The sequence below is a fragment of the Pseudomonas sp. SW-3 genome (genome assembly GCF_016615645.1).
Taxonomy (GTDB): Bacteria; Pseudomonadota; Gammaproteobacteria; order Pseudomonadales; family Pseudomonadaceae; genus Aquipseudomonas; species Aquipseudomonas mandelii.
This window is the reverse complement of record NZ_CP067098.1, coordinates 1,088,795-1,107,398: the sequence shown is the minus strand read 5'-3', so window position 1 is coordinate 1,107,398 and position 18,604 is coordinate 1,088,795. Positions and strand designations below refer to the sequence as shown.

The window sequence follows — 18,604 nt, the reverse complement described above, 5'->3', positions numbered from 1 at the left end:
TATGGAGAGTCGCAAACCTTGAACAGCACTATTGATTTGGGTGATTAAGATCCAAAAGCAAAAGATCGCAGCCTCCGGCAGCTCCTACGGGGAAGGTGAACACCCGTAAGAGCTGCCGAAAACTGCGATCTTTTGATGTTTCTTTATTCAGCTCAGCGCTTTTTCAATCGCATGGATGACCGTCGGATCATCCGGCGCTGTGCGCGGCGAGAACCGCGCCAGCACACGTCCGTCCTTGCCCAGCAGGAATTTTTCGAAGTTCCAGGTGATGTCCCCCGGAAACTCCGCACCCTCGCCCGCGAGCAGACGGTACAGCTGATGACGATCATGACCGTTGACTTCCAGCTTGCTGGACAAAGGAAAGGTCACGCCATAGTTGAGGCTGCAGAATTCCTGGATCTCTTGCTCGGTACCCGGTTCCTGCCCGGCAAACTGGTTGCACGGCAGGCCCAGCACGCTGAAGCCTTTGTCCTTGTATTGCTGGTAGAGGTTTTCCAGCGCCGCGTATTGTGGGGTCAAGCCACATTTGGAAGCGACGTTGACCACAAGCACGACGTGCCCCTTGAGGGGTGCCAGCGGTAGCTCCTGTCCATCCAGGGCTGTCAATTTAAGGTCGTGAAAAGCACTCATGACGAACTCCAGATTCCCGTGTTCTACTCGAAACAGCCACTTGGCGATGTCGCCAGGGACAGCCGCGGACTAAAAAGGCGCCCCTCGGGCGCCTCTCCAGTTCTCTGAGCTTAGCGCAGAAAATCAGTGGTGATGGCCACCTTCGCCATGGACGTGACCATGAGCGACTTCTTCCTGGCTGGCGTCACGGATGGCGATGATCTTGACCTGGAAATTCAGGCGCTGACCGGCCAACGGGTGGTTGCCGTCGACGGTGACATCGTCGCCGTCCAGATCGCGGATGGTAACGATCTGCATCTGGCCGTCCGGCGCGGAAGCGTGGAACTGCATGCCCACTTCCAGTTCGTCGACGCCTTCGAACATGCTGCGGCTCAGGGTGCTGACCAGTTCGGCAGCATATTCGCCATAGGCATCTTCAGGTTCAACGGCTACGGTCAGCTCGTCGCCGACTGCTTTGCCTTCCAGTGCCTTTTCCAGGCCCGGGATGATGTTACCTGCGCCTTGCAGGTAGACCAGCGGCGCGCCGCCGGCGGAGCTGTCGATGACCTCACCAGCGTCGTTGGTCAGGGTATAGTCGATGGAGACAGCCTTATTGGCGGCGATCAGCATGGGGCGAGACCTTTTGCATAAGAATGAAGAATGGCCAAGTTTAGCGAAGCAATCGCCCGAAAGCGAACACAACCCGGACAGACGGATGACGGCGAAAGGCTCGACGGTCACAGGCTTCCATCAAGATGAGGACGGGCACTGGGTGGCCGAGCTTTCCTGCGGTCACACCCAGCACCTGCGCCACCAGCCGCCGTGGCAATCTCGCGCCTGGGTCCTGGACCCCGCGCAACGTATTGAAAAAATAGGCCAGCCCTTTGATTGCGGTTGGTGCGCACAAGCCTCGGTTAGCGATAACCTTGGCGACTGAATTTCGGTAGATCGTCAGCTATAGATGATCGCCATTGCCATGCACCCTTAGAGAATCCGCATGCAAACTTTTTTTATCGCACCCACCGATTTTGGTGTGGGACTGACCTCCATCAGCCTCGGGCTGGTGCGCACCCTTGAGCGCGCCGGCCTCAAAGTCGGCTTTTTCAAACCGATCGCCCAGCCGCATCCGGGTGACACCGGCCCGGAACGCTCCACCGAACTGGTGGCGCGCACCCACGGCTTGAAACCGCCGCAGCCACTCGGTCTGGCTCACGTCGAGCGCATGCTTGGCGACGGTCAGCTGGATGAGCTGCTCGAAGAAATCATCACCCTTTATCAGCAAGCGGCCGTCGGCAAGGACGTGCTGATCGTCGAAGGCATGGTCCCGACCCGCAGCGCCAGTTACGCCGCGCGGGTGAATCTGCACTTGGCAAAAAGCCTCGACGCCGAAGTGATCCTGGTCTCGGCACCGGAAAACGAAGTGCTGACCGAACTGTCTGGCCGCGTGGAATTGCAGGCGCAATTGTTCGGAGGCCCCAAAGATCCGAAAGTCCTCGGCGTGATCCTCAACAAGGTCAAGACCGACGAAAGCATGGAGGCGTTCGCTTCGCGCTTGAAGGAACATTCGCCGTTGCTGCGCAGCGGTGATTTTCGCCTGCTCGGCTGCATTCCTTTCCAGCCGGAATTGAACGCGCCGCGCACCCGCGACGTCGCCGACCTGATGGGCGCGCAGATTCTCAATGCCGGCGATTACGAAACCCGGCGCATGACCAAAATCATCATCTGCGCCCGCACCATGCGCAACACTGTGGAGCTGCTCAAGCCCGGCGTGCTGGTGGTGACCCCCGGCGATCGCGACGACATCATCCTCGCCGTCAGCCTCGCCGCCATGAATGGCGTGCCGTTGGCCGGCCTGTTGCTGACCAGCGACACCCTGCCCGATCCGCGCATCATGGACCTGTGCCGTGGCGCATTGCAGGCGGGCTTGCCGGTGTTGTCGGTGAGCACAGGTTCCTACGACACCGCCAACCAGTTGAACGGTCTGAACAAGGAAATCCCGATCGACGACCGCGAGCGTGCGGAGATCATCACCGACTTCGTTGCCAGTCATCTGGATGCCAACTGGCTGCACCAGCGTTGCGGCACTCCGCGTGAAATGCGCCTGTCGCCCGCGGTGTTCCGTTATCAACTGATCCAGCGTGCCCAGGCCGCCAACAAGCGCATCGTCCTGCCCGAAGGCAGCGAGCCGCTGACCGTGCAAGCGGCGGCGATCTGTCAGGCGCGCGGCATCGCCCGTTGCGTGTTGCTGGCAAAACCGGAAGACGTCGAAGCCGTGGCCCGCGCCCAGGGCATCGAGCTGCCGCCGGGCCTGGAGATTCTCGACCCGGACCTGATTCGCGAGCGCTACGTCGAACCGATGGTTGCGCTGCGCAAAAGCAAAAGCCTCAACGCACCGATGGCCGAGCAACAGCTGGAAGACACCGTGGTGATCGGCACCATGATGCTGGCGCTGGATGAAGTCGACGGTCTTGTCTCCGGGGTCATCCACTCCACCGCCAACACCATCCGCCCGGCCCTGCAGCTGATCAAGACGGCGCCGGGCTGCACGCTGGTGTCGTCGGTGTTCTTCATGCTGTTTCCCGAAGAAGTGCTGGTCTACGGCGACTGCGTGATGAACCCGCACCCGAGCGCAAGCGAACTGGCCGAGATCGCTCTGCAAAGCGCCGACTCGGCAGCCGCATTCGGCATCACCCCGCGCGTGGCGATGATCAGCTACTCCAGCGGTGAATCGGCCAGCGGCGAAGAAGTCGAAAAGGTTCGCGAAGCGACGCTGCTCGCCCACGAACAACAGAATTCGCTGCTGATCGACGGCCCGTTGCAATACGACGCTGCCGCCAACGAAACCGTGGCCCGGCAACTGGCGCCGAACAGCCAGGTCGCCGGGCGCGCCACGGTGTTCGTGTTCCCCGACCTGAACACCGGCAACACCACGCACAAAGCCGTACAGCGCAGTGCCGATTGCGTCAGCCTCGGGCCGATGCTGCAAGGCCTGCGCAAACCCGTTAACGACCTGCCGCGCGGCGCGCAAGTCGATGACATCGTGTACACCATCGCGCTGACCGCGATTCAAGCTGCCAACCGACCTTTGGATCTTTAAATGCTGGCTTTTCTACCTGCCGCCGTGCGCGGCGTGATTGCATCGTTGTTGCTGGCGTTAAATACCATTCTGCTGTGCTCGTTTCTGTTCTGCGTGGCGATCATCAAGGTGTTGCCCTTTGCCCTCACCCAGCGCTTCTCGCTCTGGTTGATGAGCCACACCCATGAAGCCTGGATCAGCAACAACAAGGCCTGGATGAACCTGGTCTGCCGCACCCGCTGGCACCTCAGTGGCCTGCAAGGACTGGACTATAAGCACTCGTACCTGATCACCAGCAACCACCAGAGCTGGGTGGACATCATGGTGTTGCAGTACGTGCTCAACCGGCGCATCCAGCCGCTGAAATTCTTCCTCAAACAGGAACTGATCTGGGTGCCGGTGATTGGCCTGGCCTGGTGGGCGCTTGGTTTTCCGTTCATGAAGCGCTATTCCAAGGCCTACCTGGAAAAGCACCCGGAGAAGAAAGGCAAAGACCTGGAAACCACCCGCAAAACCTGCGACAAGTTCCGCCATAACCCGGTGGGGATTTTCAATTTCGTCGAAGGCACCCGGTTCACTGAAGGCAAGCATGCGCAGCAGAAATCACCGTTCAAGTACCTGCTCAAGCCCAAGGCTGGCGGCATTGCGTTTGTGCTGGATGCGATGGGTGAACAGCTTGAGTCGATCGTCAACGTGACCATTCACTACCCGGCCGGGCGTCCCGGTTACTGGGATCTGCTGTGCGGGAATGTGAAGGATGTGGTGGTGCACTTTCAGGAACTGAAGATTCCGCCGCAGTTCATTGGCAAGAACTACGACCAGGATGGGGAGTATCGGTTGCAGTTTCAGGGCTGGATCAATCAGTTGTGGGAAGACAAGGATGCGTTGCTTGGGCAGATGCATCGGGAGTATCCGGCGAAGTAATCAGGCGCCTGTGCCGGCCTCTTCGCGGGCAAGCCTCGCTCCTACGGATTTGGGGTGATCGCAACCTATGACGCGACACAAACCCGTAGGAGCGAGGCTTGCCGCGAAGGCGTCCGAACAGAAACAAAAAAACCCGCCGATGATCACTCATTGGCGGGTTTTTTATTAACGGCTAACGCTTAGATCGCGCCACGCTTACGCAGCAGATCCAGCACTTGCTTGACGCTTTCTTCCAGCGACAGCGACTGGGTGTCGACGATGAGGTCGGCGTCCAGCGGCACGTCATACGGGAAGGAATCGCCCGGGATGTTATCCCCCGCCGCCGCGTACAAGCCTTGCGGATCACGCTCGGCGCAGACCGTCGGCGAGGCCTGGACGTAGACCGTCAGCAGACGCTCCTTGCCGATCAGTTCCCGAGCCTGCTCACGACCTTCAGCACTCGGCGCCACGAAGGCCGCCAGGGTCAACAGACCGGCTTCGTTGAACTGACGCGCAACGTGCGCGGCACGACGCCAGTTTTCGGTACGCCCGGCGCGATCCTGTGGCAGACCTTTGTTCAGGTCGTGACGCAGGTTCTGACCATCAAGGACAAACACCGCACGACCCAAGTCGAACAGTTTGCGTTCAACCGCGTAAGCCAAGGTGCTTTTGCCCGCGCCCGACAAGCCGCTGAACAACACGGTGGCCGGTTGCTGACCGAAACGCTGGGCGCGTTCTTCGGTGGCCACGTGCGCCAGTTTGCCGTGGTGCGTGCTGCTGCCATGCGCCAACGGCTGGGCGATGATCATGCCGGCGGCCACGGTGCCGTTGGTCAACCGATCGATGACGATGAACGAACCGGTGGTGCGGTTGCTGGCGTAACCGTCCAGTGCGATGGCTGCGTCGAGGCTGACCTTGACCCGACCGATCTCGTTCAGGTTCAACGAGCTGGCAGGACCTTCTTCCAGGGTGTTCACGTCAACACGATTGACGATGCTGGTGATCGAACCCGGCACGTAACTCGTGGCGCGCTTGATGTCGTATTTCTTGCCCGGCAGCATCGGCTCTTCGGCCATCCACACCAGCATGGCGTCGAAGGCGTCGGTCACTTGCGGCTGGTTGTCGGCGTGCACCAGCAAGTCGCCGCGAGAGATGTCGATCTCGTCTTCCATGGTCAGCGTCACCGCTTGACCAGGACCTGCGTGTTCCAGCTCACCTTCGAAAGTGACGATGGATTTCACGCGGCTGCTCTTACCCGACGGCAGCACAACGACTTCGTCGCCCTTGTGCACGACGCCGCTGGCCAGAGTGCCGGCGAAACCACGGAAGTTCAGGTTCGGACGGTTGACGTACTGCACCGGGAAACGCAGGTCGGTGTAGTTGCGGTCGTTGGCGATCTCGACGGTCTCGAGAATCTCCATCAGCGACTGGCCGGTGTACCACGGCGAGCGCTCGGACTTGTTCACCACGTTGTCGCCTTTCAATGCCGACATCGGCACGAAGGCCATGGTGGTCGGCTTGAACGCGATGCCTTCGGCGAACTTCAGGTAATCGGCCTTGATCGACTCGAACACGGTTTCGTCGAAGCCGTTGAGGTCCATCTTGTTGATGGCGACCACGATGTGCTTGATGCCGAGCAACGAGGCGATGAAGCTGTGGCGGCGGGTCTGGGTCTGCACGCCGTAGCGGGCGTCGACCAGGATGATCGCCAGGTCACAGGTGGACGCACCGGTGGCCATGTTGCGGGTGTACTGCTCATGGCCGGGGGTGTCGGCGATGATGAATTTACGCTTGGCGGTAGAGAAATAGCGGTAGGCGACATCGATGGTGATGCCCTGCTCACGCTCGGCCTGCAGGCCGTCGACCAGCAACGCCAAGTCGATGTCTTCGCCGGTGGTGCCGACTTTTTTCGAGTCGCGGGTGATGGCTTCCAGGTGATCTTCGTAGATCATCTTGGAGTCGTGCAGCAGGCGCCCGATCAGGGTGCTCTTGCCGTCGTCGACGTTGCCACAGGTCAGAAAGCGCAGCATTTCCTTGCGTTCGTGCTGGCCCAGGTAGGCGAGGATGTCCTCGCTGATCAAATCAGATGCGTGACTCATTGCATTCGAGCTCCAAGCTGTAAGCTTCAAGCGGCAAGCTTGTCGGCGTACAGCTACTCAGAAATTTTGTTGATCAAGCCGCATAGCATTCTTGAAAGCTCGCGGGTTTCTTTAATCCAATCGTCAGCCAGAGGATCAGTAATGTAGGCAATATCACGGCCGATGAGGATCTGAGTGCGCAACTCACCACACGAGGCTTTTGCCACCCAAAGAAAATGTACTTTTTCCTTGGCACCACAACGCTCCATCCCTTCAGCAATATTGGAAGGCACCGATAGTGCGGAGCGGGTAATTTGATCCTTGAAGCCAAAATCCCCACATCTCGCAAACTCCCTGTAGATCCTTACCGCCAAACACTTACTTCTCTGCCAGACAATCAGCTTCTCGAAATCCATTGCGAGTCATCCGATAACGGCTCGCAGCAACCGGCCACAAGCACCAAACTACGAAATTACGCATACCGCCCTTAACTTGCAGCTTGCCGCTTGTAACTCGAAGCTTAAAAGTACCCCTGACGTTTCTTTTCTTCCATCGAGCCTGCGCCATCGTGATCGATGACCCGGCCCTGGCGTTCGGAAGTTCGCGTCAGGAGCATTTCCTGAATGATGTCGGTCAGGCTGGTGGCCTCGGACTCGACCGCACCGGTCAGCGGGTAGTCACCCAGCGTGCGGAAACGGACTTTTTTCTTGACGATGCGCGCCTTGTCTTCGTCGCTCAGGTGATTGAGCAGGCGTTCGTCATCGATCATGATCCAGGTGCCATTCATCTCGATGACGTCGCGTTCAGCGGCGAAATACAGCGGCACGATCGGGATGCCTTCGAGGTAGATGTACTGCCAGATGTCCAGTTCGGTCCAGTTCGACAACGGGAACACACGAATGGATTCGCCCTTGTTGACGTTGCCGTTGTAGACGTTCCACAGTTCCGGGCGCTGATTTTTCGGGTCCCAGCGGTGCTTGGTGTCACGGAAGGAGTACACGCGCTCTTTGGCACGGGACTTCTCCTCGTCGCGGCGAGCGCCACCGAAAGCGGCGTCGAAGCCGTACTTGTCGAGAGCTTGTTTCAAGCCTTCGGTTTTCATGATGTCGGTATGCTTGGCACTGCCGTGGGTCAGCGGGTTGATGCCCTGCGCGACGCCATCGGGATTCACGTGTACCAGCAGGTCAAGGCCGAGTTCTTCGACCATGCGGTCGCGGAACGCGTACATCTCCTTGAACTTCCACCGGGTGTCGACGTGCATCACCGGGAATGGCAGTTTGCCCGGGAAGAATGCCTTGCGCGCAAGGTGCAGCATCACGGCGGAGTCTTTACCAACGGAGTACAGCATCACCGGGTTATCGAACTCGGCGGCGACCTCGCGGATGATGTGGATGCTTTCGGCCTCCAGCTGTTTCAGATGCGTCAGTTTGTCGACCATGGCTACTCACGAAAACGATCTTATGGACGGCCAGCGGGCCGTGTTCGAGCGAGGAATCCTAGCACAGCGTCCTCTTCTAATCAGGACGCGAGCTAGATCGAAAGGGTATATGAATATACCCCCTCGTTTGGGCACCAAAGACCCAGTGGGAGCGAGCTTGCTCGCGATTGCGGTGTATCTGTCACATCAATGTCGCATGTGATGCAGCGATCGCCAGCAGACTGCCACATTTGATTTTTGGTGGTAATCAGATCGGATTCGGACAATCGATGAAGATGTGCTCAAGGGCAAACCGCCGGGCCAGGTAATCACCCAGCGCCTGCACGCCATAGCGCTCGGTGGCGTGATGGCCGGCGGCGATGAAGCTGATGTCGTTTTCCCGGGCGCTGTGGAAGGTCTGCTCGGACGCCTCACCGCTGATATACAAGTCGACGCCAGCCAGCACGGCCTGATCGATGTAACCCTGGCCGCCACCGGTGCACCAGCCGACCCGGCGGATCATATCGCTGCCTTCGACCAGCAACGGCTCGCGGCCCATGACTTCCTGCACTCGGCGAGCGAAATCACGGGGCGTCATCGGTTCGCTCAACGAGCCAACGAGGCCGACAACCTTGAGATTGTCCGGATCCAGCGGGCCTTCGACCGTGATGTCGAGCTGACGCGCCAGCTGCACGTTGTTACCGACGTCCGGGTGCAGGTCCAGCGGCAAGTGATAGGACAGCAGGCTGATGTCGTGCTTGAGCAGGGTTTTCAACCTACGCTGCTTCATACCGGTGATGCACGGATTCTCGCCTTTCCAGAAATAGCCGTGATGCACCAGCACCAGATCGGCCTGAGCTTCGACTGCGGCGTCGAGCAACGCCTGGCTTGCCGTGACGCCGCTTACGATGCGCATCACCTGCGGCCGACCTTCGACCTGCAAGCCGTTGGGGCAGTAATCGGCAATCCTGGCACTGTTTAGGTAACGGTCGGCTTCTTCGACCAGGGTGCTCAAGGCGACGGCCATAAAAGACTCCTAAATATCCCGTTCAGAGGCGAGCTGCGCCTCGTATAATGCGCGACATTATGGGCGGTCTCATGCCGCCTGCAACCTCTCAGGACGTGCTTAATGCTCAAGGCGCTGCGTTTTTCCGGCTGGCCGCTGTTGGCCGGCGTGCTTATCGCTCTGTTGATCATCCAGCGTTACCCGCAGTGGGTCGGGCTTCCGAGCCTCGACGTCAACCTGCAGCAAGCCCCGCAAACCACCACGACGCAGCAAGGTCCGGTGTCCTATGCCGACGCGGTCACCATCGCCGCGCCGTCGGTGGTGAACCTGTACACCACCAAAGTCATCAACAAACCGAACCATCCCTTGTTTGAAGACCCGCAGTTCCGGCGCTTCTTCGGCGACAACTCGCCCAAGCAGAAGCGCATGGAGTCGAGCCTGGGTTCCGGGGTGATCATGAGTCCGGAAGGTTATTTGCTGACCAATAACCATGTCACCAGCGGCGCCGACCAGATCGTGGTCGCGCTCAAGGATGGTCGCGAAACCCTGGCCCGCGTCATCGGCAGCGACCCGGAAACCGACCTCGCGGTGCTGAAAATTGACCTGAAAAACCTGCCGTCGATCACCGTCGGTCGCTCCGACAACATCCGCATCGGTGACGTCGCCCTGGCCATCGGCAACCCGTTCGGCGTCGGTCAGACCGTGACCATGGGCATCATCAGCGCCACTGGCCGTAACCAGTTGGGCCTGAACAACTACGAAGATTTCATCCAGACCGACGCTGCGATCAACCCCGGCAACTCCGGCGGTGCACTGGTGGATGCCAACGGCAACCTGACCGGCATCAACACGGCGATCTTCTCCAAGTCCGGCGGCTCGCAAGGCATCGGTTTTGCGATCCCGGTCAAACTGGCCATGGAAGTGATGAAGTCGATCATCGAACACGGGCAGGTGATTCGCGGCTGGCTCGGCATCGAAGTGCAACCGTTGAGTCAGGAACTGGCGGAGTCGTTTGGTCTGTCGGGGCGCCCGGGCATTGTGGTCGCAGGGATTTTCCGTGACGGTCCGGCGCAGAAGGCTGGCCTGCAATTGGGTGACGTGATCCTCAGCATCGACGGCGAACCGGCCGGTGATGGTCGGCGCTCGATGAACCAGGTTGCGCGGATCAAACCGACCGACAAGGTCACCATTCAGGTGATGCGCAACGGCAAAGAGCTCAAGCTCACGGCTGAAATCGGCCTGCGTCCGCCGCCGGCGCCGGTTAAAGAGAAAGAAGAAAACTGACCCTGGGCCGAGGATTTTTGGCTAACAGCAGACATTCTCATTAGGCATGTTATATTGTTTCAATATCACTATTGGAACAACATAACATGTCGTCTCGCACAATGGCTTCCGTGGCAGGTCTTGCCCTCGGCCTGCTGGTGGATCCGGTCTTCGCCGAAGAGCCCGGCACCCTCGAACTGGACGCCATCAGCGTCACCTCCGACTACGAATCGCCCACCGGCCCGGTCCAGGGCTACCGTGCCACGCGGTCTGCCAGCGCGACCAAAACCGATACCGCGATCCGCGACATCCCGCAATCCATCAGCGTGATTCCCGTCAGTGTGCTCAATGACCTGGGCAGCACCAGTGTCGAGCGCGCCCTGGATTTTGCTGGCGGTGTGTCGAAGCAGAACAACTTCGGTGGCCTGACGCTTTACGAATACAGCGTGCGCGGCTTTACCACCTCGGAATTCTACAAGGACGGCTTCAGCGCCAACCGGGGTTATCCGAGTACCCCGGACGTCGCTAACATCGAGCGCATCGAAGTACTCAAAGGACCCGCCGCCAGTCTCTACGGGCGCGGCGATCCGGGCGGCACGGTGAACATCGTCACCAAGAAACCCCAGCCCGAAGCATTCACCACCCTGCAAACCAGCGCAGGCAGTTGGGACCGCTATCGCACCGCCCTCGACGTCAACACGCCGCTGGATGACGAAGCCAACGTGCTGTCGCGAATCAACCTGGCCGTCGAGGACAACCACAGCTTCCGCGATCACGTCGACAGCCAGCGAGTGTTTGTCGCGCCCTCCTTCAGTTGGCAACTGAACCCGGACACCAGCCTCTTGGTGGAGAGCGAATTCGTCCGTCACAGCTCCACGTTCGATCGCGGCATCGTCGCGCCGAACAACAAATGGAGTGGCGTGTCCCGTTCGACGTTCCTTGGCGAACCCAATGACGGCAACATCGACAACCACAACAACCTGCTGCAAGCAGCCCTCGAACACCATCTTAATGACAACTGGAAGCTGCGCCTGGCCAGCCATTACAAGGAAGGCAAACTCTGGGGCTACGCTTCCGAAAGTCGCCCGCTGAATGCCGACGGCCACACTGTGAATCGGCGCTATCGCGAGCGCGACACAAACTGGCACGACAGCATCACCCAACTCGAATTGCGCGGTCTGTTCGACCTCGGCAGTTGGCAGCACGAACTGCTGATTGGCAGCGAGTATGAAAACTTCCGCAAGAACGAACGGGTCACGACCATTGCCGGCGGCCCCTACGCTATCGACATTTATCAGCCCGTCTACGGTCAGCCGAAACCCAACGGCAAGCGCTCCGGCACCGACCTTTTTGAACACGTCGAAAGCCGGGCGCTGAACCTCCAGGACCAGATTGTCTTCACCGACAAACTGCGCGGCATGCTCGGTGCACGCTTCGAACATTTCGAGCAAAGCATCGACGATCACAGCCGCGGTGCCACCAGCCGCCAGAGCCACGACGCACTGACCCAACGGGCCGGCCTGCTTTATCAGCTGACACCCGAAGTCGGGCTGTTCGCCAACGCCTCCACCTCGTTCAAGCCGAACAACGGCCTGGACGCTGGCGGCCAATCCTTCGACCCGGAAGAAGGCGTCGGTTACGAAGTCGGGATCAAGAGCGAGCTGTTCGACGACCGCTTGAGCACCACCCTCGCCGCCTTCCATATTGAAAAGGAAAACGTCCTTGCACTAGACCCGGGCACGGACACCAGCCGCGCCATGGGCAAGGCCCGCAGCCAGGGATTCGACCTGCAAGTCACCGGGCAAGTGACCGACGCCGTGCGGGTGATCGGTGCCTTCGCCTACATCGACGCCGAGGTCACCGAGGGCGACAAGGTAATTCCCACCGGCAGCCGAATCCTTGGCGTCGCCAAGCGCAGCGGCAGCCTGCTGGGCGTTTATGAATTTCAGGATGGCCATTTACGAGGCTCCGACGTCGGCGCGGCGTTCACTTACGTCGGCGATCGTTCAGGCGAATCCGGCAGCGATTTCGAGCTGCCGTCCTACCACACCGTCGACCTTCTGGCCCATTACAAGGCCAGCAAAAACGTCACTGTCGGCCTGAACCTGAACAACCTTTTCGACGAGAAATACTACGAGCGCTCCTACAGCAATTACTGGGTCAACCCCGGTGAGCCGCGCAATTTCACCGTCAGCCTCACACTCAATCTGTAAAAGGAAGTTCCCATGCAAAACCTCAAACCCGCACTGCTAAGCCTGCTGCTCGGCCTGTTGTTTACCGGCCAGGTCTCGGCCCATGGCCTCTGGACCGAACAACGTCGCGGCAACATCGAAGTGATTTACGGCCACGGCGCCGAAGACAACGCCTTCAAGGCACAAAAAATCAGCGGCGCCTGGGCTTATGACGTCAACGGCAAAATGATCCCGGTGACCGTCCAGCGCCTGGCCGATCACGCACGTCTGCAACCGCTGAAGCCGCCTGCCGTGATGGCGGTGGCGCTGGACAACGGCATGTGGTCGCAAACGGCGGATAAAAAATGGATCAACGAAGGACGCAGCAAAGTGCCGGGGGCCATCGAGTCGACACAGACGTTCAAATACAGCCTGGCGATTTATCAGCCTGGTGCGAAGTTACCCAAGCTTGATCAGATGAAACTGCTGATTCTGCCGGAGGTTGATCCTCTGACGGTCGGACCGGGCAAGTTGCTGCCTGTGCAGGTGTTATTGGATGGGAAGCCGGCGGCGGGGGTGAAGTTGATTGGCGACTATCGAAGTGCGCCGAATACATTGAGTACCGAGACAGATATGGACGGGCGTGCGCAGGTGGTGGTGCGTAATGAAGGGTTGAACGTGATTTCGGCGCAGATGGAGATCGTGCTGAAGGACAATCCGGATGTGGCGACGCGGGGGGTGTTCAGTTCGCTGACGTTTCTGGGCGAACCGCATCACGAGTAACCCTCTGTAGGGGCGCACGGTGCGGCGGTCCGACTTGCCCGTGGAGAACGATGGCGTGGCGTAACAGCTACATCGCGTCAGGGTTCTTCGCGGCCAGAACTATCTTCCTGCCACACCTGAAGTATTTGACATGCAAGAACAGAAACTTATTCCAAATAAAGCTAATGAACTGTCATTTATGACAGTACCTTTCGAAAGCTCCCGTCGTTAACGTTAATACCGCAGGAGGAATGACACTTTTGTCTTCCTCTCTTAATTTGACCGAAGGGAGCTTTATTCATGGCCACACAAAAATCTCAAAAGGACTCAGGTACTTTTAATGCAACAATCAGTGTTGACCCTCACTTTAGTGCGGCCGAAGTTAAACTTCACAAGTTTGCGGGGGAAAAACCTGCTGGATATATCCGCGGGACAAAAAACACGCTTTCAATTTTTATCGGATTTCCGACTGGAATCGTCGACAATCAAAAAGTAACAAAACAATACCCAGATGATTTCAACGAGAACGATCCTAAGTGGGTTCTCTTTGACGGTACGAACAGCCACCATGTTAAAACCGGTTCGATAACAGTGACGTTCACTGAAGGCATGACAAAGGCCAAAGGTGAATTTGAGTTCATCACAGATGATTCATCGCCGCGGACAGTTACCGGCGAGTTTGACGTACAACAAAGCTGATCCGTTACAGCGACGGCACTGATCAGGCTCCTACTTCCAAGCCCGATCAGTGCCCCCATTACCGACCGACGTCTTACAAATTCCCCAAACCATCAATCAGTGCCTGGTTCTGTTCCGGCGTGCCGATGGAAATCCGCAGGAACTGGGCAATCCTCTCTTGCTTGAAGTGCCGGACGATCACGCCTTGCTCGCGCAATTTCGCCGCCAGCCCGGCCGCGTCGTGCTTTGGATGACGGGCAAAAATGAAGTTCGCCGCCGACGGCAGCACTTCAAAGCCCTTCGCTTCAAGTTGCGCAACCACCCACTCACGATGCTCGATGACCAACCGGCACGTCTTGTCGAAGTACTCGCGATCCTCGAACGCCGCCGCCGCCCCGACATTCGCCAGGCGATCCAGCGGATAGGAGTTGAAGCTGTTCTTGATCCGCTCCAGCGCCTCGATCAAATCCGGATGCCCCACCGCCAGGCCCACACGCAGGCCGGCCAGCGAGCGGGATTTGGACAAGGTCTGAGTCACCAGCAGGTTCGGATAACGGTCCACCAGGCTGATCGCCGTCTCGCCACCGAAGTCGATGTAGGCCTCATCCACCACAACCACCGAATCCGGGCTGGCCTTGAGGATTTGCTCAACCGCGTCCAGTGCCAGCAGGCAACCGGTCGGTGCGTTCGGGTTCGGGAAGATGATCCCGCCGTTTGGCCGGGCGTAGTCCGCCGGGTTGATCTGGAACTGCTCGTCCAGCGGCACCGCGTCGAACTGGATGCCATACAACCCGCAGTAGACCGGATAGAAGCTGTAGCTGATGTCCGGGAACAGCACTGCTTTGTCGTGTTGCAGCAAGCCGTGGAAGATGTGCGCCAGGACTTCATCGGAACCGTTGCCGAGGAACACCTGGTTGGTCTGCACGCCGTAATACGTAGCCACGGCGTTTTTCAGCAGATCGCTGTTCGGGTCCGGGTACAGACGCAGGTTGTCGTTGAGTTCGGTCTGCATCGCCGCCAGCGCTTTTGGCGATGGGCCGTAAGGATTTTCGTTGGTGTTGAGCTTCACCAGTTTCGCCAGTTTCGGCTGCTCGCCCGGCACGTAAGGCACCAGATCCTTGACGAACGGGCTCCAGAATTTACTCATGTTCAGTTCCCCTTTTGCTCATCAACAATGCGGTATTCGGCGCTACGGGCGTGGGCAGTCAGCGACTCGCCACGGGCCAGCACGGAAGCGGTCTTGCCCAGTTCGGACGCACCCTGCTCGGAGCAGAAGATGATCGACGAGCGTTTCTGGAAGTCGTACACACCCAGCGGCGAAGAGAACCGCGCGGTGCCGGACGTCGGCAACACGTGGTTCGGGCCTGCGCAGTAATCGCCCAGGGCTTCGGAGGTGTGACGGCCCATGAAGATCGCGCCGGCGTGACGGATCAGCGGCAGCCAGGCTTGCGGATCGGCGACCGACAACTCCAGGTGTTCCGGCGCAATGCGGTTGGCCACTTCGATGGCCTGCTCCATGTCGCGAACCTTGATCAACGCACCACGGCCATTGATCGAGGTTTCGATGATCTGAGCGCGCTCCATGGTCGGCAGCAGTTTGGCGATGCTGGCCGCGACCTTGTCGAGGAACTCTGCGTCCGGGCTGACCAGAATCGCCTGGGCGTCTTCGTCGTGCTCGGCCTGGGAGAACAGGTCCATGGCGATCCAGTCCGGATCGGTATGGCCATCGCACACCACGAGGATTTCCGACGGACCGGCGATCATGTCGATGCCGACCTGGCCGAACACATGGCGCTTGGCGGTGGCGACATAGATATTGCCCGGGCCAACCACCTTGTCGACCTTCGGCACGCTTTCGGTACCGTAAGCCAATGCGGCAACCGCTTGCGCGCCGCCAATGGTGAAAACGCGGTCAACACCGGCGATGCACGCCGCCGCCAGCACCAGCTCGTTGATTTCACCGCGCGGTGTCGGCACCACCATGACCACTTCGGTCACGCCGGCGACCTTGGCCGGAATTGCATTCATCAACACGGAGGATGGGTACGACGCCTTGCCGCCCGGGACGTACAGACCGGCGCGATCCAGTGGCGTGACTTTTTGGCCCAGCACCGTGCCATCAGCTTCGGTGTAGGTCCAGGAATCCTGTTTCTGTTTTTCGTGGTAGCTGCGCACGCGGGCCGCGGCTTTTTCCAGCGCTTCACGCTGAGGCACGGTGATGCGGGTCAGGGCCAGTTCCAGGCGTTCACGCGGCAGGATCAGATCCGCCATGGACGCAACGTCCAGGCCGTCGAACTGCCGGGTGAAGTCCACCAGCGCTGCGTCGCCACGCTCGCGCACGGCTTTGATGATGTCCAGCACTCGCTGATTGACCGAGTCGTCAGACACACTTTCCCAGCTCAGCAGATGATCCAGATGATGCGCGAAATCCGGGTCAGCAGCATTGAGTCGGCGAATTGCAGTCGGTGCGGTCATAGCGAGAGCCTCATAGGAATGGCAAAAACTCAGGCGCCCTAACTTAGCAGTCGTTTCCGCTTGGGCACCTGAGAATTCTGGCTATGAGGCGGATAGACGGGCGCGACTTAACGTCGCGCAGGTGAATCAGCCGCGGTGTCGAGACTCCACTGCCTTGCGCAGGGTGTCGATCAACGCCTGGATACGGGCGTGCTGCATTTTCATCGACGCTTTGTTGACGATCAGCCGGGAGCTGATGTCAGCGATGAAATCCTGGGGTTCCAGGCCATTGGCACGCAAGGTGTTACCGGTGTCGACCACGTCGATAATCTTGTCCGCCAGACCGATCAGCGGCGCCAGCTCCATCGAGCCGTAGAGCTTGATGATGTCGACCTGACGGCCCTGCTCGGCGTAGTAACGCTTGGCAACGTTGACGAACTTGGTCGCCACCCGCAGGCGGCCCTTGGGTTCGACATCACCGACACGGCCGGCGGTCATCAGCTTGCAGAGGGCAATTCGCAAGTCCAGCGGTTCGTACAGACCCTGGCCACCATATTCCATCAGCACATCTTTACCGGCGACGCCCAGGTCCGCGGCACCATGCTCGACGTAGGTCGGCACATCGGTGGCGCGCACGATCAGCAGGCGCACGTCGGCCTGGGTCGTGGGGATAATCAACTTGCGGCTCTTGTCCGGATTCTCGGTCGGCACGATGCCCGCTTCAGCCAGAAGCGGCAGGGTGTCGTCAAGGATGCGGCCCTTGGACAGTGCGATGGTCAACATGGGAAACGTCAGTCCTTATCAGGCTACTGATGCCCGGTCGCAAACGGCGCCGGACACACATCGAGCCAGAAACTGGCTCGACTTGAAACAAATTCAACGGGCGCGTCCCTGCGCCCATGCAGCAGAAACTAGCCCGGTACGCGGCGAATCTTGGCGCCGAGCATCTGCAGTTTCTCTTCGATGCACTCGTAACCACGGTCGATGTGGTAGATGCGGTCGATCAGGGTGTCGCCTTCGGCGATCAGTGCCGAGATTACCAGGCTGGCCGAAGCACGCAGGTCGGTGGCCATCACTGGCGCGCCTTTCAGCTTTTCGGTACCGGTGACGATGGCCGTGTTGCCTTCGACCTGGATCTTGGCGCCCATGCGGTGCAGCTCGTAAACGTGCATGAAGCGGTTTTCGAAGATCGTCTCGATCACGGCGCCCGTGCCTTCGGCAATGGCGTTGAGGGAGATGAACTGCGCCTGCATGTCGGTCGGGAACGCCGGGTACGGAGCGGTCCGCACGTTGACGGCTTTTGGCCGCTTGCCGTGCATGTTCAGCTCGATCCAGTCTTCGCCGCAGGTGATTTCCGCGCCCGACTCCTTGAGTTTCTCAAGAACCGCTTCGAGGATGGTCGGATCAGTGTCCTTGACCTTCACGCGACCGCCGGTGACGGCTGCCGCCACCAGGTAGGTGCCGGTTTCAATACGGTCAGGCATCACTTTGTAGGTGGTCGGGTGCAGACGCTCAACGCCATCGATGGTGATGGTGTCAGTGCCGGCGCCAGTGATCTTGGCACCCATGGCAATCAGGAAGTTCGCCAGGTCGATGACTTCAGGTTCGCGAGCGGCGTTCTGCAGCACGCTGCGGCCCTTGGCCAGGGCGGCGGCCATCATGATGTTTTCGGTACCGGTCACGCTGACGGTGTCGAAGAAGAAGTGCGCACCGCGCAAGCCGCCTTCTGGCGCCTTGGCCTTGATGTAGCCGCCTTCGACGTCGATGACCGCGCCCATGGCTTCGAGACCACGGATGTGCAGGTCAACCGGACGCGAACCAATGGCGCAACCGCCAGGCAGGGCGACTTCGGCTTCACCGAAACGAGCAACCATCGGGCCCAGCACCAGGATCGATGCGCGCATGGTTTTCACCAGCTCATACGGTGCGATCAGGGTCTTGATGGTACGCGGGTCGATTTCGACGCTGAGCTTCTCGTCGATCACCGGCTCAATGCCCATGCGGCCGAACAGCTCGATCATGGTGGTGATGTCGTGCAGGTGCGGCAGGTTGGCAACCGTTACCGGGCCATCGCACAGCAGGGTTGCAGCCAGGATCGGCAGGGCAGAGTTCTTCGCCCCGGAGATGCGGATTTCGCCATCAAGACGAACGCCGCCAGTAATAATCAATTTATCCATAAGAATCTCG

The 18,604-nt window shown here is 59.3% G+C and carries 17 protein-coding genes; 7 read left to right on the top strand and 10 right to left on the bottom strand.

Going from position 1 to position 18,604, the window contains the following annotated elements; translation table 11 throughout:
- Positions 1 to 147: 147 nt before the first annotated feature.
- Both JIO00_RS04840 and JIO00_RS04835 read right to left on the bottom strand, forming a co-directional pair.
- Positions 148 to 630 (bottom strand): glutathione peroxidase, encoded by a 483-nt coding sequence (locus JIO00_RS04840; protein ID WP_010463268.1) that lies wholly within the window; start codon positions 628 to 630, stop codon positions 148 to 150.
- A 123-nt stretch (positions 631 to 753) separates the two neighbouring features.
- Entirely contained in the window at positions 754 to 1,239 is a 486-nt protein-coding gene (locus JIO00_RS04835) for an FKBP-type peptidyl-prolyl cis-trans isomerase (protein WP_010463269.1), read from the bottom strand.
- On the opposite strand from JIO00_RS04835, the gene JIO00_RS04830 reads away from it, so the two are divergent.
- The 3 genes from JIO00_RS04830 to JIO00_RS04820 are packed head-to-tail and all read left to right on the top strand — an operon-like array spanning position 1,208 to position 4,609.
- A complete protein-coding gene (locus JIO00_RS04830) occupies positions 1,208 to 1,546 on the top strand; it encodes a DUF3565 domain-containing protein (protein WP_042932938.1) in 339 nt (112 codons plus the stop codon). The genes JIO00_RS04835 and JIO00_RS04830 overlap by 32 nt on opposite strands.
- Positions 1,547 to 1,606: 60 nt before the next feature.
- Positions 1,607 to 3,706, top strand: a complete 2,100-nt coding sequence (gene pta, locus JIO00_RS04825) for a phosphate acetyltransferase (protein ID WP_010463273.1) — start codon at positions 1,607 to 1,609, stop codon at positions 3,704 to 3,706.
- The gene (locus JIO00_RS04820) at positions 3,707 to 4,609 is read left to right on the top strand and encodes an acyltransferase (protein ID WP_077747431.1); all 903 of its coding nucleotides are present in this window, start codon (positions 3,707 to 3,709) and stop codon (positions 4,607 to 4,609) included.
- A 179-nt stretch (positions 4,610 to 4,788) separates the two neighbouring features.
- Here JIO00_RS04820 and cysN read toward each other — a convergent pair whose 3' ends face one another.
- From cysN to JIO00_RS04800, 4 genes are all read right to left on the bottom strand, one after another.
- Positions 4,789 to 6,687, bottom strand: a complete 1,899-nt coding sequence (gene cysN, locus JIO00_RS04815; protein WP_010463277.1) for a sulfate adenylyltransferase subunit CysN — start codon at positions 6,685 to 6,687, stop codon at positions 4,789 to 4,791.
- 53 nt (positions 6,688 to 6,740) lie between these two features.
- The gene (locus JIO00_RS04810; RefSeq protein WP_010463279.1) at positions 6,741 to 7,082 is read right to left on the bottom strand and encodes a four helix bundle protein; all 342 of its coding nucleotides are present in this window, start codon (positions 7,080 to 7,082) and stop codon (positions 6,741 to 6,743) included.
- A 104-nt stretch (positions 7,083 to 7,186) separates the two neighbouring features.
- Positions 7,187 to 8,104, bottom strand: coding sequence for a sulfate adenylyltransferase subunit CysD (gene cysD / locus JIO00_RS04805; RefSeq protein ID WP_010463281.1), 918 nt, complete (start codon positions 8,102 to 8,104; stop codon positions 7,187 to 7,189).
- Positions 8,105 to 8,351: 247 nt separating this feature from the next.
- On the bottom strand, positions 8,352 to 9,110 hold the full coding sequence (locus JIO00_RS04800) for a Nif3-like dinuclear metal center hexameric protein (RefSeq protein WP_145306953.1): 759 nt from the start codon (positions 9,108 to 9,110) through the stop codon (positions 8,352 to 8,354).
- A 102-nt stretch (positions 9,111 to 9,212) separates the two neighbouring features.
- On the opposite strand from JIO00_RS04800, the gene algW reads away from it, so the two are divergent.
- From algW to JIO00_RS04780, 4 genes are all read left to right on the top strand, one after another.
- Positions 9,213 to 10,373, top strand: a complete 1,161-nt coding sequence (algW, locus tag JIO00_RS04795; protein ID WP_010463285.1) for a Do family serine endopeptidase AlgW — start codon at positions 9,213 to 9,215, stop codon at positions 10,371 to 10,373.
- An 86-nt stretch (positions 10,374 to 10,459) separates the two neighbouring features.
- On the top strand, positions 10,460 to 12,565 hold the full coding sequence (locus tag JIO00_RS04790; protein ID WP_042932372.1) for a TonB-dependent siderophore receptor: 2,106 nt from the start codon (positions 10,460 to 10,462) through the stop codon (positions 12,563 to 12,565).
- 12 nt (positions 12,566 to 12,577) lie between these two features.
- On the top strand, positions 12,578 to 13,306 hold the full coding sequence (locus JIO00_RS04785) for a DUF4198 domain-containing protein (protein ID WP_200667754.1): 729 nt from the start codon (positions 12,578 to 12,580) through the stop codon (positions 13,304 to 13,306).
- Between the two features lie 279 nt (positions 13,307 to 13,585).
- A complete protein-coding gene (locus tag JIO00_RS04780; RefSeq protein ID WP_200667753.1) occupies positions 13,586 to 13,984 on the top strand; it encodes a hypothetical protein in 399 nt (132 codons plus the stop codon).
- 73 nt (positions 13,985 to 14,057) lie between these two features.
- On the opposite strand, the gene hisC is transcribed toward JIO00_RS04780, so the two are convergent.
- The 4 genes from hisC to murA form a co-directional block, all read right to left on the bottom strand.
- Positions 14,058 to 15,110 (bottom strand): histidinol-phosphate transaminase, encoded by a 1,053-nt coding sequence (gene hisC, locus JIO00_RS04775; RefSeq protein WP_169856353.1) that lies wholly within the window; start codon positions 15,108 to 15,110, stop codon positions 14,058 to 14,060.
- 2 nt (positions 15,111 to 15,112) lie between these two features.
- Positions 15,113 to 16,438 (bottom strand): histidinol dehydrogenase, encoded by a 1,326-nt coding sequence (hisD, locus tag JIO00_RS04770; RefSeq protein WP_077747426.1) that lies wholly within the window; start codon positions 16,436 to 16,438, stop codon positions 15,113 to 15,115.
- A 126-nt stretch (positions 16,439 to 16,564) separates the two neighbouring features.
- On the bottom strand, positions 16,565 to 17,200 hold the full coding sequence (hisG, locus tag JIO00_RS04765; RefSeq protein ID WP_007901570.1) for an ATP phosphoribosyltransferase: 636 nt from the start codon (positions 17,198 to 17,200) through the stop codon (positions 16,565 to 16,567).
- 128 nt (positions 17,201 to 17,328) lie between these two features.
- Positions 17,329 to 18,594, bottom strand: coding sequence for a UDP-N-acetylglucosamine 1-carboxyvinyltransferase (gene murA, locus JIO00_RS04760; protein WP_010463300.1), 1,266 nt, complete (start codon positions 18,592 to 18,594; stop codon positions 17,329 to 17,331).
- Positions 18,595 to 18,604: the final 10 nt, after the last annotated feature.